Here is a 13,730-nt window from a genome sequence, read left to right as displayed (position 1 = left end):
CTGCTTTTGAAAAGAGAAAAATGGGTTTGGATGTAAATTATTAAACTGGCCAGTTTATTTATTTGGGTAAATGGATCGTGAAGCTAGTTCCTTGCCCAAGCACGCTTTGCACTTCAATTTTGCCTTTGTGTTTTTGGACAATATCATAAGAGATGGAGAGCCCCAGCCCCGTTCCTTTGCCGACGTCTTTCGTCGTGAAAAAAGGGGTGAAGATCTGGGGAAGATGCTCGGGTTGAATTCCTTTTCCTGTATCCGAAATATGCACCAGAATCTCTTTTTCGTTTTCTTCCGATTTTATTTTTATTTCTCCCCATCCTGTGATGGCTTGAGCCGCGTTCACCAGCAGGTTCATAAAAACCTGATTGAGTTGCCCCGGATAACATTTTAGAGGGGAGAGGGGGCTGAGTTCTTTCAGCACTTTTGCCTTATATTTGATTTCATTCCAGACAATTTTGAGGGTCGATTCGATGCAATCGTTGACGTTGGCCTCTTTGAGTTCGCTTTCATCCACCCGTGCAAAACTTTTCAGGCTTTGAACAATTTCTTTTACCCGATCCGCACCTTCCAGCGATTCATTGACCAGGCTTTCCAGGTCCGAAGTAATAAAGTCCAAGTTTTCTTTTTCGTGGATGTGCTTCAATATTTCTAGCGTCGCGTTGAGTTTGTCGATATTTTGTTCCTGGTGAGCCTCCAGCGCTTGAGCCAGTTCTCGTAAAACAATTTTAAAAGTTTGGAGGTTGCCTTTTAAGAGGGAAATATTGGTCAGGATGTATCCGATGGGATTGTTGATTTCGTGGGCAACCCCTGCCGCGAGTTGGCCCAGGGCTGCCATCTTTTCGGACTGCACCAGCTGACTTTGCTGCTTTTTAAGATCTTCGTTGGCTTTTTCCAGGGCACGCTTGTTTTGTTTATATTCTTCCAGAATCTTGGGGAGTTCTTCTTTTGAGTCCATTCCTCATTCTAACCGAATTTCTGTGGGTGTAAAAGGAAAACCCCGAATCCATCTGAGGGGGCAGAGTGGACCCGGGGTTCGTTAGGGGGCGATAGGTAAACTTAGGAGGGTGTCTTCTTTTTCATCAAGAGGGCAACTTTTTCGATTAATTCTCCATTTTCAAAGGGCTTTACCAAGAAATCGTCAGCACCCGATTGTAGGGCCTCGTCGATTAATTTCTGGGGAGCTGCTGAGATCACCAGTATTTTCATAGATCGGGCCTCCTCACGACTTCGGATAAAATTCAAGGTTTCAATTCCACCGATACTAGGCATCATCAGGTCTAGAGTAATAACAGCAGGAGCATAAGTCCCCAGAAAAACACCTGCTTGAAAAGCGTCGGTCGCAATTTGAGTGTCATAACAACCCTCCTTTTTAAGGACTCGTTCGATGGCATGTGCCATTCGAATTTCATCATCTACAATCAATATCTTAGCCGAGTGGCCTTGAAGCTCTTCTGGAACCGGGATGTGATTCTTTTGAAGAAAATTCAGAAAATCTTCAAGCGTTACCCGGTTGTCCCCCCGGCCCGGAAGTTGATAGGCCTTGAGGTGTCCCTTTTCAATCCAGCGAATTACGGTTCTAAAATGTACCCCACAATGTTTCGCCACTTCACCCGTGGTCAGAGTCTTCTTCTCTAGCATTTCGTTTATTTCCTTCCTATGTCTACTATTATGACTTAAATGACAAATAGGTCAATACTGAAAATGCAAAATAAAGCTTTTCACCTACTTTTTTTTTGGTTACTGGACTGCGCTATGTGCAAAAAGATACTTTTTTTAACAGGGTTGGCTATTCTTGCTTTCTTGAATGCCTGTGCCTTCCCCAATAAACAGGTTCAAAGCTCTGCTTTAAAGCTTCCTACCAAAGAAGATGCCCTGAATTCTTTTGAAACCGAAATGGAGAATTCCAATCTAGTGCTCGATTCTCTTCAAGAGGGTTTCGCTTCTTGGTATGGCCCTGGTTTTTATGGCAGGCGTACTGCTTCTGGTGAGGTGTTTCGCAAGCAGGCATTTACTGCAGCTCACCGATCTCTCCCTTTTGGAACGCGACTGAAGGTAGTGAATGAAAATAATGGAAAAGAAGTGGAAGTAACCGTGAACGACAGAGGGCCCTTCATTAAAGGAAGAATTCTCGATCTCTCTTATGCCGCGGCTCGTGAACTGGGGATTTTAAAACCTGGGCATGCCCGAGTGAGTCTTTTCCCTTTACTTGCTAAAAAAGAAGGAGAAGACCGTGAACGCTAAGCTCATCGACGGAAAAGCCATTGCTGAAAAAGTGAAAAACGAAGTGGCCCTAGAAGTGCAACAATTAGAGGCCAAAGGTATTCAAGTAGGGCTTGCGGTAATCCTTGTTGGATCTAATGCTGCCAGCCAAATCTATGTGTGCAACAAAATCGCTGCTTGCAAAAAAGCAGGCATTCAAAGTTTTCATCATGAACTTTCTGAGAGTACTTCATCCGAAGAATTACTTTTGTGGATCGAAAATTTAAATCGCGACGAGCGCGTGCATGGCATCCTTCTGCAGCTCCCACTTCCCAAACATTTAAATGCCGATTATTTTTTAGAAGCGATTCATCCCAAAAAAGATGTCGATGGCCTGCATGCCCTCAGTCTAGGTCGCCTGGCCCAAGGCAAGGAAACCTTTGTTTCTTGCACCCCTGCGGGTGTGATGCGTCTGCTCCAAGAAATTCATTTTGATTGTAGCGGAAAGAAAGCCGTGGTGGTGGGGCGTTCAAATATCGTCGGTAAACCCATGGCCCTTTTGTTGTTACAGCAAAGTGCGACGGTGACTGTGGTGCACAGCAAGACAAAAAATATTGAAGAAGAAATTCGCTCGGCAGATTTAGTCGTTGCTGCGGTAGGGGTTCCCAAAATGGTAAAGGGTGATTGGATCAAAGCGGGGGCGGTGGTGATTGATGTGGGAATCAATAGAATGGAAAACGGCAAACTGTGTGGCGATGTCGACTTTGATTCCGCTGCTCAAAAAGCTTCTTACATCACTCCGGTGCCGGGTGGTGTGGGCCCAATGACGATTGCGATGTTGTTGAAGAATACGCTGCAGGCGGCTAAGACTGGGTTTTAGGCGGATTATTTAGCAACTTTTTCCCCTCCCTGCCGATAAGTCATGGGTATGGGAAATTCACCGCACACTCGGCCCCGCTTAGGTTCTCCACTCGGGCAATTCACGCAAGATTCTTCAGCTCAAGAGGGAGCTTTTAATACCCTTCCAAGCGAAGTAAGCACTGTCTTATCTCAAGATCCTGCAGACCGCGAAGCACTCCATCTCCTACAGAGCCATACAACCCTTCACAACCCTTCAGTTCCCGAGATTTATCTGTTCTGTTGCGCACTGCGGAGCGCCTGGCTCCCCAGCCCTTGCTTTTTGCGCGTTTGATGGGTGTTGGTGTTTTATTGGTTCACTCCCTCTCCTTACAAAGGAGAGGGGCAGGGGAGAGGTCTCAATTGGGCCAGGAATTGTTGGATTTGGGACGTGATCTGCTTTCCGCTTCTAAATCGGCTGTGGATTCGTGGTGCCTTTGTTTTCATCAAGGACTTTTTCACAGCAGCCCGGAAGAACAGAGAGAACAAGGACGAGCGCAAGCCCTCGAATATCTTTTAAGAACGGTGGATCAAGCCGATCATACTTTGGCAGAGCAGCATCTCGATGGAAGCCTGGGTCAACGCATTGGCCTGGCTGCAGTCGAGAATTCTTTGCGTAATGCGAGCATTCTCTTTGCGACGGGCACCAGCGACCGACTCTCCCTCCTCGCCAATTACGCCGCATCGGTAGTTTCCGGCTATGCACAATATCAACTGGCTCGCACACCACTCTCGATGCACAGCCTGCTGCTCTCCGCCGTCATCGGCCTGGTAAATGGCGCGACGCAATCTTGCGTCAATATCACTCATCAAATGGGGCAAATGAACGAACAACAATTGCATCAAAATCGAACGACACTGGTCTGGCAGGGAATTAAAGGGGCTCTCATTGGCGCAGGGTCTGGCTTTGCGGAATGTCTGGTAGGACAAATACTTCACGGTCTTCCCCTCACTCATCCTTTTGGAAAAATGATTTTATCCGCAGCTGCCTTCAGTTTGGGAGACGTAGAAGGAGAAAAAGTTTCGACGGATCTATTGGACTGGATTGGCGTCCGGCTTGGATTGGAAGAAACACAGCTGAATCAAGCCCGAGGGATCTATGGCTTTATTGAAAATGCCACGCAGGAAGTGGGTGGGGGATTCACTCATGGTCTCAGCCCTGTAGCCTTGCTGCATGTGGGAGGATTGGGGGTTGCAGCGGAGCAGGAGTTTCTTTCGAGTAGGTCGAAAAATTCAGTGGATGTAATTCAGCACGAAGTTTGTGTGGCTTCTGGTGTAAGTGTAGCCGCAAGAATTGCAACAAATTATGATGTGCTTCCCTTTGTAAATCAAATGAGTGCAGGCTTTCACCACGCTCTAGATGCCACCACTGCTTTTTCTGCCTATGCCTTGCATTGGGTGGAAAACTTATTTCAAGCTCCGCATATGGTGGAAGGTACAGCCCACAGTCCTCTTATCTTGGCTGGCATGTTACAGCCCGGAGTAGATCTTAAAACCTTTTCTTTGGCCACGGGCACTTTGATGCTGGGGGGAATTTTTTCGAGGATGGCTGCTTGGATAACAAGTAAGAGGTCAAAAAAGGCAGCTCCGCCGGATCATTCATCTCATGAAGGTGCCACAGTAAAGATTGATGCGGCTACTCCTCAAACAGTTTCATTGATTGGTACGGATACTGCTTCTGTAGAAAGCCAACGCGTTCAAAAGCATATTGAATATTTAAGAAGTCTAAAACCCCTTGTGGATCAATATGGTTCCTATGCTGCAGTGTTGGGTGGAGAGAGCGCTTATTCTTGTGAAGGAGCTTTTCAGCTCGATACTCAATTCTTACTGGATGAGGGATTTGCCTTGGGCCGACGTCCATTACGCAAAGGCCAACGCTTACGTGTCAATGTTGGGAGTTTATGGGAGACGGGTTGTGACTGGGCCTCCGTAGAAAATGCAAGATATTACAAATTTTATCTTTCTCTCGATTTGTCGAGTTCCGAACAACTAAGAGAAGCTCAGAGTTTTCTGCGAGAATTGCTGATCGAGTGTAAAAAACAAAAACTTTCCCTGAGAACCAAGGCTCTTGATCATGTGTATGACAGTTGTAATTTATACACCTACCATCGGGAGGCCATGGCGGCAATTATACAGCGCCTTTATAAAAAATATCCTCGCGTTTGGAAATCGACCGAGCATTTTTTTCAAGGACCACTGGAAGGAGTAAACCCACAACATATGGGTTATGTCGAAGAATCTGGGATTGGATCTGCCCTCCGTGCTTCAGGAGCTGTGGACAGTAGCCATAGCGGAAGAATGGCAAGGCTGGGCGCTTATCTTGATCAAGAACTGGCCAAGGGTCGAATTTTAGACGAACAACTTTTTCGTGAAGCCGCTCAATCGGCAAAACAGAAACCGGATGAGCCTTGGTTGATAGATGTGGGCCGCCACCAAACTTAAACCAGATAGCGACGGAGGGGGTGGTAGTGATTTGCTTCCGTTTAATTTAAAACTAATTGACATAATAGGGGGCATAACTTTATGTCCACTTTATGTATAGAACTACACTCGTCCTTCCTGAAACTTTAAAACGAAGAGTGCTACAAGAGTCCTCTCGTGAGAAAATTTCTTTTTCGGAAATGGTCCGAAAAGCTTTGGAAAAATATCTTTTATCCAAACACCATTCAGCCCAAGAAGACTCCTTCTTTTCCAATAAAATTCTTTTGGAAGATGAAGGCCCAAAAGATGTTTCCCGCTTTCATGATCGTTACTTAAGCGAATCCTTCCTTAAGAAGAACTCCAAGAAAAAACAAAAATGAAGCATGACCTCTTTATTGATACCGGGGCTTTTTATTCAAAATATGTAGTGAGAGACGACTTGCATGTTCAAAGCCTGGAACTTTGGAAGCAGGTTCAGAAAGATCGTTACACTTGTGTTACCAGTAATTTTGTTTTATGTGAGTTGATCACACTTTTAGTTTACCGGTTTGGCACTCTTAAAGCCTTAAGGGTGGCGCGTGAAATTTATTCAACAGCGGCTATTCGGATTATTTCCATTAGCTCCAGTCTTGAACTTCTAGCTTTAAACTGGCTTGAAAAATACTTGGATCAAGATTTCTCCATGACAGATGCAACTTCTTTTGCCTTGCTTAAGGATCAGAAAATTTCCAAAGTTTTTAGTTTTGATGAAGATTTTGATATCGCTGGGTTTGAGAGGCTTGGGTATCAAAAAAAAATAAGACCTCCCACTCCAACTTGATCAACAAAGCCAAACGCCAAACCTTGGAAGCTTTTTTAGAAAAAGGAATTTGGAAAATTGGGGTAAAAAGTAAAAAATGATTATAACCCCTCAATAAACTTCCCCAACCTCCTTATCCCCTCCCGAATATTCGCGATCGAATTTGCATAAGAAATTCGAATGTAGCCTTCTCCATGTCTTCCAAAATCAATTCCAGGGGTAATGCCTACTTTGGCTTTTTTCAAACAGTCAAAGGCAAATTTATAAGAATCTTGGGTGTACTTTTTTACATTGATAAAAATATAGAAGGCGCCTTGAGGGATGTGGGTGGGGGAAAGTCCAATTTTGGCGAGTTCTTCCAGGGCCACTTGTCGGCGAGCCCTAAAAATCTCTCTCATTTTAAGTTGATCTTTTTGCCCCTCTTTTAAAGCAGCTAGGCCGGCGAGTTGGATGAAAGAGCTGACCGAGATGTATAAATTCTGACTCATGCGAGCAATGGCCTTGCAGAGCTTTTTGGGAGCGATGAGATAGCCCAAACGAAATCCTGTCATTGAATAAGATTTAGAAAATCCATTTAAAACGAAGGCTTGGTCTGTAAATTCTAAGGCAGATCTTTCTACTCCCTCGTAGACCAGGCCTTGATAAATTTCATCCGAAATCAAATAAGGTCCTAAATTGGCTAAGGCCTCGTAGGTTTTTGCGGGCAGAAGGTAGCCTGTGGGATTTCCTGGGGAAGTCACTAAAATCCCTTTGGTTTTTTTAGTGATCTTTTTTTTCAATTCATCGGGGTCATATTGAAACTGATTTTTTTCATAAACCGGCAGAAACTTGGCTTTGCCCTCTAAAAAGTTAATAAAGTTGGGGTAACAGGGATAACAGGGGTCTGAAACGATGATCTCCTCCTTGTTATCGAGGATGGAGGCAAAGGCCAGTAGAAATGCTGGAGAGCTCCCGGAAGTGACAAATACCTGGTCGGGGTGCACCTTCACGTGATGTTTTTTATGATAAAACTCGCAGACGGCCTCGCGAAATTCAATTAGGCCTTGCGAATGCGTGTACTTGGTAAAATCTCTTCTGATGGCCTCAATGGCCGCTTGTTTGACTACCTTAGGGGCGGGTAAGTCGGGTTCGCCAATGGAAAGGGAGATGACATCTTCTCCTGCTTTTTCCATTTCCTGACTTTTTTCCAGAACCTCCATTGCAATAAATGATTTTATTTGCCGCGATCTTTTAGAGTCTTTTTCCATAAAATTTATTAATTTCAAACAGTTATGCTTTTTTCATGTTTATTTTATATTTATTTAAATAACGATTTTTCAGTATTTTTAGCAACGTTTTTTCAAATCTGCCGATAAACAAATTATAAGCCTTCCTGTGACACAAGGCGTTGCTCTCTTTGAAAAATTGTGCTATGGAGGACGGCCTCATAAAAAAGGACGGGGAGTGTGAGCAAACAATTAATCCGTATTTAACACTTAAACCTCTAAGGAGAATGAAATGGCCAAAGGAGTTTTAAAAGTAGAAAGAAAAGAAAAGCTTCCTTTTAAAGTGGGAGATATGGCTGTTTACCCTGCTCATGGCGTAGGTGAAGTAAAAAGCATTGAGAATCGCGAGATTTTGGGTAGCAGACAAACCTTTTATGTCCTTCAGATTTTAGACAGTGGCATGAAAATCATGGTCCCCACCAATAACGTAAACGCTGTGGGTCTTCGTGAAATCATTTCAGAGGCCGAAGTGGATGATGTGTATACCATCCTTCGGGAACGAAATGTAAAGATTGATACCCAGACCTGGAATCGTCGTTACCGGGAATATATGGATAAGATTAAAACCGGTTCGGTGTACGAAATTGCTGAAGTGGTTCGCGATCTTTCCATCTTGCGTTTTGATAAAGAGCTTTCTTTCGGTGAAAGAAAGATGTTGGATACAGCAAAATCGTTACTGATGAAAGAACTGTCCATCTGCACCGAAAAAGATGAAGACGATATTGAAGAAGAAATTAACGAAATCTTCAAATCGTTGTAATTTGAATTGAATGTCTGCTTAAAATCCCCTTTAGTTAACTCTGAAGGGGATTTTTTTATGAAAACATCAGCAGTCTTAGTTGCTGGCGGAAGGGGAGTTCGCGCGGGCTTTGAACTTCCCAAACAATTTTTAACACTCTGTAACAAACCTATTCTTTGTTATTCCCTAGATCTTTTTGAAGCCTGTACCCTTGTTCATGAAGTTATTCTGGTACTCCCTCAGGATTATATTTCTTATTTTCAAGATCAAATTGCTTCTCGTTTTTTCTACTCCAAGCTAAAATCGGTCGTCGCAGGGGGCGAAAACCGCCAGGAATCCACTCAGGCAGGAATGAAGAAAATTGGCGACGACATCAATCTTGTTTGTGTGCACGATGCGGCGCGACCTCTTTTGAAAATGAGCTTGTTGGAACAAGTGATTCAACTTGCAGCTCAAAAAAAAGCCGCGCTGCTTGCAGCCCCTGCCAGCGATACCATTAAAGAGGTGGATGATCAAAAAGCGATTGTCAAAACTCATGCGCGAGAAAAAATTTATTTGGCCCAAACGCCTCAGGTTTTTGAAATCCATTTGTTAAGAAAGGCCTTTGAAAAAGCAAAAGTTGAAAATTTTTTAGGCACCGACGAGGCCAGTTTGGTAGAAGCTATGGGCGAAGAAGTTTTTATCGTCGAATCAACGCCGCTCAATTTAAAAGTGACGCAGCCCCAGGATTTTAAAATTGCAGAAATTTTACTACAAGAAACAGGAGTAAACTAAAATGCGAATTGGATTTGGTTATGATGTGCATTCCCTGGTAGAAGGTCGAAAACTCATTTTGGGCGGAGTGGAAATTCCTTTTGAAAAAGGGCTCAAAGGGCATTCGGATGCTGATGCCTTGCTGCATGCCATCGGTGATGCCCTGCTTGGCGCTTTGGCCTTGGGAGATTTGGGAAAACATTTTCCAGATACGGATCCGCAATACAAAGGTATTTCCAGTCTGAAACTTTTGGAGCACATTTATAAACTGGTTTCTGACAAAGGATACGAGTTGGGAAATTTAGATGCAGTGATTATTGCGGAGCAGCCCAAAATGTTTCCGCATATTCCCCAGATGATAGAAAACATTGTGCGTGTCCTTCAGGTGCTTCCTTCACAAATTTCGGTAAAGGCTACTCGAGAAGAAGGTTTGGGTTTTACCGGTGCGGGCGAAGGCATGGCCGCAAAAGCAGTGGTGCTGCTGATGAAAAAAGCCATTGTTGAAAAAGATGCCGCCTTGGCTTGGAAGATGAATGCGGCGAGGTCGATTTAATATTCCCCCTCTTAAGCTAAGAGGGGGTTAGGGGGCGTTATGGCAAGTGGATGCAATTGAATCCATAACCCCTCCTGACCTCCCCTTAGCTTAAGGGGAGGGATCAAGTAAATGTCACTCAAACTCTACAACACCCTCACCTCTCAAAAAGAAGAATTCATTCCTCTTCAACCCAAAAAAATCCGCATGTATGTGTGTGGAGTGACGGTTTACGATAAATGCCATTTGGGCCATGCCCGCGCCAATGTGGCCTTTGATGTGATCTATCGTTATTTGAAGCACCGTTTTCCAGATCATCAAATCGAGTTTGTGCGAAATTTTACGGATGTGGATGATAAAATTATCCAGCGTTCCAATGAACAAAAAATTCCCTGGCAAGAACTGACCGAAAAATACATCGCTGAATTTCATAACGACATGCGAGCCTTGGGCAATGGGAGTCCCACGCTTGAACCCAAGGCGACCGAGCACATTCCCCAAATGCTTCAACTGATTCAAAAACTCATCGATAAGGGAATTGCCTATACTGCAGACGGGGATGTGTTTTACCGGGTAAAAAACTTTAAAGATTATGGAAAGCTTTCCGGGAAAAACATCGAAGACCTGGAATCCGGGGCGCGGGTGGATATTCGGGAGGCCAAGGAAAATCCACTGGATTTTGTTTTATGGAAGGCCGCAAAACCGGATGAGCCCTCCTGGGATTCGCCCTGGGGGAAAGGCCGCCCGGGTTGGCATATCGAATGTTCGGCGATGGGGATGAAATATTTGGGAGAGAGTTTTGATATCCATGGCGGCGGGCGGGATCTGATTTTTCCTCATCATGAAAATGAAATTGCCCAATCGGAAGGGGCCACCGGAAAACATTTTGTGAAATATTGGTTGCACAATGGTTTTGTGAATATCAATGCCGAGAAGATGAGCAAGTCGCTGGGAAATTTTTTTAGTATCCAAGACATTTTGAAACAGTACGATTGGGAAGTGGTTCGGGCTTTCTTGCTTTCGGTGCACTATCGTTCTCCGATTGATTTTTCAGATCAAAATTTACACGACATGGGCGAGGCGCTGGAGCGCTATTATACGACGATAAAAAGAGTGAGGGAGTTTTTGAATGGCCCCTCTCCCGAAAACCCTGCGGCTTTTCCTCACCCCTCAAGGGGGGAGGGAGTTGATCTTCCTTCTCCCATGGCGGGAGAGGGTGAAAACACTTTGAGCAACATTCTCTCTTCCTTCCAGCAAGCCATGGATGATGATTTTAACACCGCTGCTGTATTTGGACTCCTTTTTGAATCGGTTCGAGAAGTGAATAAAATGCTCGATCAAATCCAGGTGGGGGCGCGGCAAGCAGCGCCCCTACAAGAATTTCTTTCCAATTTAGAGAAAATTTCATCGGTGCTGGGATGCTTTCAGCCCGATGCAGCGGCCTTTTTTTCACGCACACAAACTCGTGCAGTCAAAGATCAAAATTTGGATGAATCCAAAATCCTTCAGCTGATTGAAGAACGTAAGCAGGCTCGTCTCTCCAAAAACTGGAAGCGTTCGGACGAAATTCGAAATGAACTGGCGCAAATGAATATAGTCTTAAAAGATAAACCGGATGGGAGTGTGGAGTGGAGTGTGAAGGGTTAGTTCCATGGGAAATTTTAAACTTGTCTCCGATTTTAAACCCTGCGGCGATCAACCCCAAGCCATTGAAAAACTTTCTCAGGGTATTCTCCAAGGTAGAAAACATCAGACTTTGCTGGGAGTGACCGGTTCGGGTAAAACCTTTACTATGGCCCAGGTGATCGCGCGTGTGCAAAAGCCCGCTCTGGTGATGGCCCCCAATAAAACCTTGGCAGCCCAGTTGTATTCGGAATTCAAAGATTTGTTTCCCGAAAATGCGGTGGAATATTTTGTGAGTTATTACGATTATTATCAGCCCGAGGCTTATGTCCCCTCTCGCGATTTATTCATCGAAAAAGATTCGGCCATCAACGAAGAAATCGACAAACTGCGCCACTCCGCGACTCGTTCCTTGCTGGAGAGAAACGATGTCATCATCGTCGCTTCGGTGTCTTGCATTTATGGTTTAGGTTCGCCGGAGGCCTATAAGGGATTGCACGTCGAAATAGAAAAGGGTCAATCCATCGACCGAAATGTCATCCTCAAAGATTTGGTGAAGATTCAATATCAACGGGGCGATTACGATTTTCATCGTGGCACTTTTCGAGTGCGGGGAGATGTGATTGAAATTTTTCCGGCCCATGAAGAAGAAAAGGCCATTCGCATCGAATTCTTTGGGGATGAAGTGGAACGGATTCTGGAGATGGATCCCCTGCGAGGCGAGATTTTACACGATTTAGCCAGGATTGCCATTTATCCGGCCAGCCATTACGTCACCGAAGACTATCGCATGAAAAACTCAATTCTCACGATTCGTGCCGAGTTAAAACAGCGGATGGAAGAGTATCACCATCAAAATAAATATCTGGAACAGCAACGCATTGAGCAACGTACGAATTACGATTTGGAACTGATGGAAGAAATTGGTTTTTGCAAGGGGATTGAAAATTATTCACGGCATCTTACTGGAAGGGCTGCCGGTGAGCCTCCGCCAACCTTGATTGATTATTTTCCAAAAGATTTTCTGATGATTTTAGACGAGTCGCATCTGACTATTCCTCAGGTGCGCGGCATGTATAATGGAGATCAGGCACGAAAGAAAAATCTGGTGGATTATGGGTTTCGTCTGCCTTCAGCCTTGGACAATCGCCCTCTTAAATTTGAAGAGTTCGAAAAGTTGATGCATCAGGTGGTGTATGTCTCGGCGACCCCGGCGGAGTATGAGCTGCAACATTCAGAAGGTGAGATTGTCGAACAGGTGATACGGCCTACGGGTTTGTTGGATCCCCTCGTCGAAGTGCGGCCAGCGAATATGCAGGTGGATGATCTGCTGGAAGAAATTCGAATTCGCGTAGGCAAAAATGAGCGTGTGCTGATTACGACGCTGACCAAGCGCATGTCGGAAGACCTCACGAAATATTATTCAGAAATTGGTGTGCGTGTCCGCTATCTGCACTCGAAAGTAGAAACCCTCGAGCGCATGGCCCTGCTGCGCAATTTGCGCAGAGGCGAATACGATGTGTTGGTGGGAATCAATTTGCTGCGAGAAGGTCTGGATTTACCCGAAGTCTCTCTAGTGGCGGTTTTGGATGCGGATAAAGAAGGCTTTTTAAGATCGGCTCGCTCACTGATTCAAACCTTTGGAAGGGCCGCGCGAAATGCTTCGGGTCAAGTAATTTTATATGCCGATCATCTTACCGATTCGATGAAACAAGCCATGGGTGAGACCTCGCGTCGACGTACGATTCAAGAGGAGTACAACAAGGCCCATGGGATTACGCCCACCACCATTCAAAAGAAGATTGCCGATCTCATCCAAAGTGTGCCCGAACAGGATTATGTGACGGTGTCTCTAGAAGAAGAAAATACAATTCTAAAACTGAAGCCTGAGCAAATCGAAAAGAGAATTCAAAAACTGAAAAAACAAATGCAGCAAGCCGCCAAGGATATGGAGTTCGAAGAAGCGGCACGATTGCGTGATGAGATTAAAAAATTGCAGATGCAGGAATTGAGTTTTGGGGTGAATCCTTAAAGACAAATTGCCACTGCAATAGCATATTGTTCACTATGACTGATGGATATTTTAATTTGCTGTATACCGCGTTCGATTCGGCGTTGTTCGAGTTTTCCGTGTAGAATACAGAGCGGGGTTTTTACTGCGGAAGGGATGATTTCCACTTCAGAAAGGTCTTGTCCAAAACCCCTGACAATAGCCTCATGAGGTTTAAAGCTCGACATGGCCTTTAAAACCGCTTCTTTCGCGCACCAGCGGCCTAAAAGGCTTTGCTGGGGATGATGGGTGGTTTGACAATATTCGATTTCTTGAGGGCTGAAATTTGCCTTTAAAAAATCTTGATTTTGAAGACGATCTTTCCACCCTTCCAAAATTTCTACGTCTACTCCAATTCCAAACGAAGTTCCGCTGAGTGCTAGACTTGAATTATAAAGCAGTTTTTCTAAATCGGATTTCATAAAACGAGAAGCATAGGGGATCAGCCAGAGGCT

The 13,730-nt window shown here is 44.7% G+C and carries 14 protein-coding genes; 10 read left to right on the top strand and 4 right to left on the bottom strand.

Annotated elements, in window-relative coordinates:
* Nucleotides 1-58: 58 nt before the first annotated feature.
* The gene (locus HQM15_03125; GenBank protein ID MBF0491751.1) at nucleotides 59-952 is read right to left on the bottom strand and encodes a GHKL domain-containing protein; all 894 of its coding nucleotides are present in this window, start codon (nucleotides 950-952) and stop codon (nucleotides 59-61) included.
* A gap of 101 nt (nucleotides 953-1,053) precedes the next feature.
* Nucleotides 1,054-1,635, bottom strand: a complete 582-nt coding sequence (locus HQM15_03120) for a response regulator (protein MBF0491750.1) — start codon at nucleotides 1,633-1,635, stop codon at nucleotides 1,054-1,056.
* Nucleotides 1,636-1,749: 114 nt separating this feature from the next.
* Between HQM15_03120 and HQM15_03115 the strand changes: the two genes are divergently transcribed.
* The 5 genes from HQM15_03115 to HQM15_03095 all read left to right on the top strand — a co-directional run bounded on the left by HQM15_03115 (nucleotide 1,750) and on the right by HQM15_03095 (nucleotide 6,334).
* Nucleotides 1,750-2,238: a septal ring lytic transglycosylase RlpA family protein gene (locus tag HQM15_03115; GenBank protein ID MBF0491749.1), complete on the top strand. Its 489-nt coding sequence runs from the start codon at nucleotides 1,750-1,752 to the stop codon at nucleotides 2,236-2,238.
* Nucleotides 2,228-3,076: a bifunctional methylenetetrahydrofolate dehydrogenase/methenyltetrahydrofolate cyclohydrolase FolD gene (folD, locus tag HQM15_03110; protein ID MBF0491748.1), complete on the top strand. Its 849-nt coding sequence runs from the start codon at nucleotides 2,228-2,230 to the stop codon at nucleotides 3,074-3,076. The genes HQM15_03115 and folD overlap by 11 nt, the downstream gene beginning before the upstream one ends.
* Nucleotides 3,077-3,336: 260 nt before the next feature.
* Nucleotides 3,337-5,535 (top strand): hypothetical protein, encoded by a 2,199-nt coding sequence (locus HQM15_03105; protein MBF0491747.1) that lies wholly within the window; start codon nucleotides 3,337-3,339, stop codon nucleotides 5,533-5,535.
* A 92-nt stretch (nucleotides 5,536-5,627) separates the two neighbouring features.
* On the top strand, nucleotides 5,628-5,894 hold the full coding sequence (locus HQM15_03100) for a hypothetical protein (protein ID MBF0491746.1): 267 nt from the start codon (nucleotides 5,628-5,630) through the stop codon (nucleotides 5,892-5,894).
* Nucleotides 5,891-6,334 (top strand): PIN domain-containing protein, encoded by a 444-nt coding sequence (locus HQM15_03095; protein MBF0491745.1) that lies wholly within the window; start codon nucleotides 5,891-5,893, stop codon nucleotides 6,332-6,334. Before HQM15_03100 ends, HQM15_03095 begins: the two co-directional genes overlap by 4 nt.
* 80 nt (nucleotides 6,335-6,414) lie before the next feature.
* Here HQM15_03095 and HQM15_03090 read toward each other — a convergent pair whose 3' ends face one another.
* The gene (locus tag HQM15_03090; protein MBF0491744.1) at nucleotides 6,415-7,560 is read right to left on the bottom strand and encodes a pyridoxal phosphate-dependent aminotransferase; all 1,146 of its coding nucleotides are present in this window, start codon (nucleotides 7,558-7,560) and stop codon (nucleotides 6,415-6,417) included.
* 250 nt (nucleotides 7,561-7,810) lie between these two features.
* On the opposite strand from HQM15_03090, the gene HQM15_03085 reads away from it, so the two are divergent.
* From HQM15_03085 to uvrB, 5 genes are all read left to right on the top strand, one after another.
* Nucleotides 7,811-8,338 carry a CarD family transcriptional regulator gene (locus HQM15_03085; GenBank protein MBF0491743.1) on the top strand — a complete coding sequence of 176 codons (528 nt, stop codon included), beginning with the start codon at nucleotides 7,811-7,813 and terminating at the stop codon, nucleotides 8,336-8,338.
* A gap of 57 nt (nucleotides 8,339-8,395) precedes the next feature.
* Nucleotides 8,396-9,091 carry a 2-C-methyl-D-erythritol 4-phosphate cytidylyltransferase gene (ispD, locus tag HQM15_03080; protein MBF0491742.1) on the top strand — a complete coding sequence of 232 codons (696 nt, stop codon included), beginning with the start codon at nucleotides 8,396-8,398 and terminating at the stop codon, nucleotides 9,089-9,091.
* A gap of 1 nt (nucleotide 9,092) precedes the next feature.
* Nucleotides 9,093-9,623, top strand: coding sequence for a 2-C-methyl-D-erythritol 2,4-cyclodiphosphate synthase (locus HQM15_03075; protein MBF0491741.1), 531 nt, complete (start codon nucleotides 9,093-9,095; stop codon nucleotides 9,621-9,623).
* Between the two features lie 111 nt (nucleotides 9,624-9,734).
* The gene (locus HQM15_03070; protein MBF0491740.1) at nucleotides 9,735-11,249 is read left to right on the top strand and encodes a cysteine--tRNA ligase; all 1,515 of its coding nucleotides are present in this window, start codon (nucleotides 9,735-9,737) and stop codon (nucleotides 11,247-11,249) included.
* A gap of 4 nt (nucleotides 11,250-11,253) precedes the next feature.
* Entirely contained in the window at nucleotides 11,254-13,257 is a 2,004-nt protein-coding gene (uvrB, locus tag HQM15_03065) for an excinuclease ABC subunit UvrB (protein MBF0491739.1), read from the top strand.
* Here the strand turns inward: uvrB and HQM15_03060 are convergent.
* Entirely contained in the window at nucleotides 13,254-13,697 is a 444-nt protein-coding gene (locus tag HQM15_03060) for a holo-ACP synthase (protein ID MBF0491738.1), read from the bottom strand. The two genes, uvrB and HQM15_03060, sit on opposite strands and share 4 nt — an antisense overlap.
* Between the last annotated feature and the right edge of the window lie 33 nt (nucleotides 13,698-13,730).

The organism is Deltaproteobacteria bacterium, from assembly GCA_015233135.1.
GTDB lineage: Bacteria > UBA10199 > UBA10199 > JADFYH01 > JADFYH01 > JADFYH01.
This window is presented reverse-complemented; position numbering and strand designations above follow the sequence as displayed.

Excerpts from the sequence above, each read along its gene's own strand:
- HQM15_03085 (MBF0491743.1), top strand. The coding sequence starts at position 7,811 with ATGGCCAAAGGAGTTTTAAAAGTAGAAAGAAAAGAAAAGCTTCCTTTT.
- HQM15_03070 (MBF0491740.1), top strand. The coding sequence starts at position 9,735 with ATGTCACTCAAACTCTACAACACCCTCACCTCTCAAAAAGAAGAATTC.
- HQM15_03060 (MBF0491738.1), bottom strand. The coding sequence starts at position 13,697 with ATGAAATCCGATTTAGAAAAACTGCTTTATAATTCAAGTCTAGCACTC.
- uvrB (MBF0491739.1), top strand. The coding sequence starts at position 11,254 with ATGGGAAATTTTAAACTTGTCTCCGATTTTAAACCCTGCGGCGATCAA.
- HQM15_03090 (MBF0491744.1), bottom strand. The coding sequence starts at position 7,560 with ATGGAAAAAGACTCTAAAAGATCGCGGCAAATAAAATCATTTATTGCA.
- HQM15_03100 (MBF0491746.1), top strand. The coding sequence starts at position 5,628 with ATGTATAGAACTACACTCGTCCTTCCTGAAACTTTAAAACGAAGAGTG.
- HQM15_03125 (MBF0491751.1), bottom strand. The coding sequence starts at position 952 with ATGGACTCAAAAGAAGAACTCCCCAAGATTCTGGAAGAATATAAACAA.
- HQM15_03120 (MBF0491750.1), bottom strand. The coding sequence starts at position 1,635 with ATGCTAGAGAAGAAGACTCTGACCACGGGTGAAGTGGCGAAACATTGT.
- HQM15_03075 (MBF0491741.1), top strand. The coding sequence starts at position 9,093 with ATGCGAATTGGATTTGGTTATGATGTGCATTCCCTGGTAGAAGGTCGA.
- HQM15_03095 (MBF0491745.1), top strand. The coding sequence starts at position 5,891 with ATGAAGCATGACCTCTTTATTGATACCGGGGCTTTTTATTCAAAATAT.
- HQM15_03115 (MBF0491749.1), top strand. The coding sequence starts at position 1,750 with ATGTGCAAAAAGATACTTTTTTTAACAGGGTTGGCTATTCTTGCTTTC.
- ispD (MBF0491742.1), top strand. The coding sequence starts at position 8,396 with ATGAAAACATCAGCAGTCTTAGTTGCTGGCGGAAGGGGAGTTCGCGCG.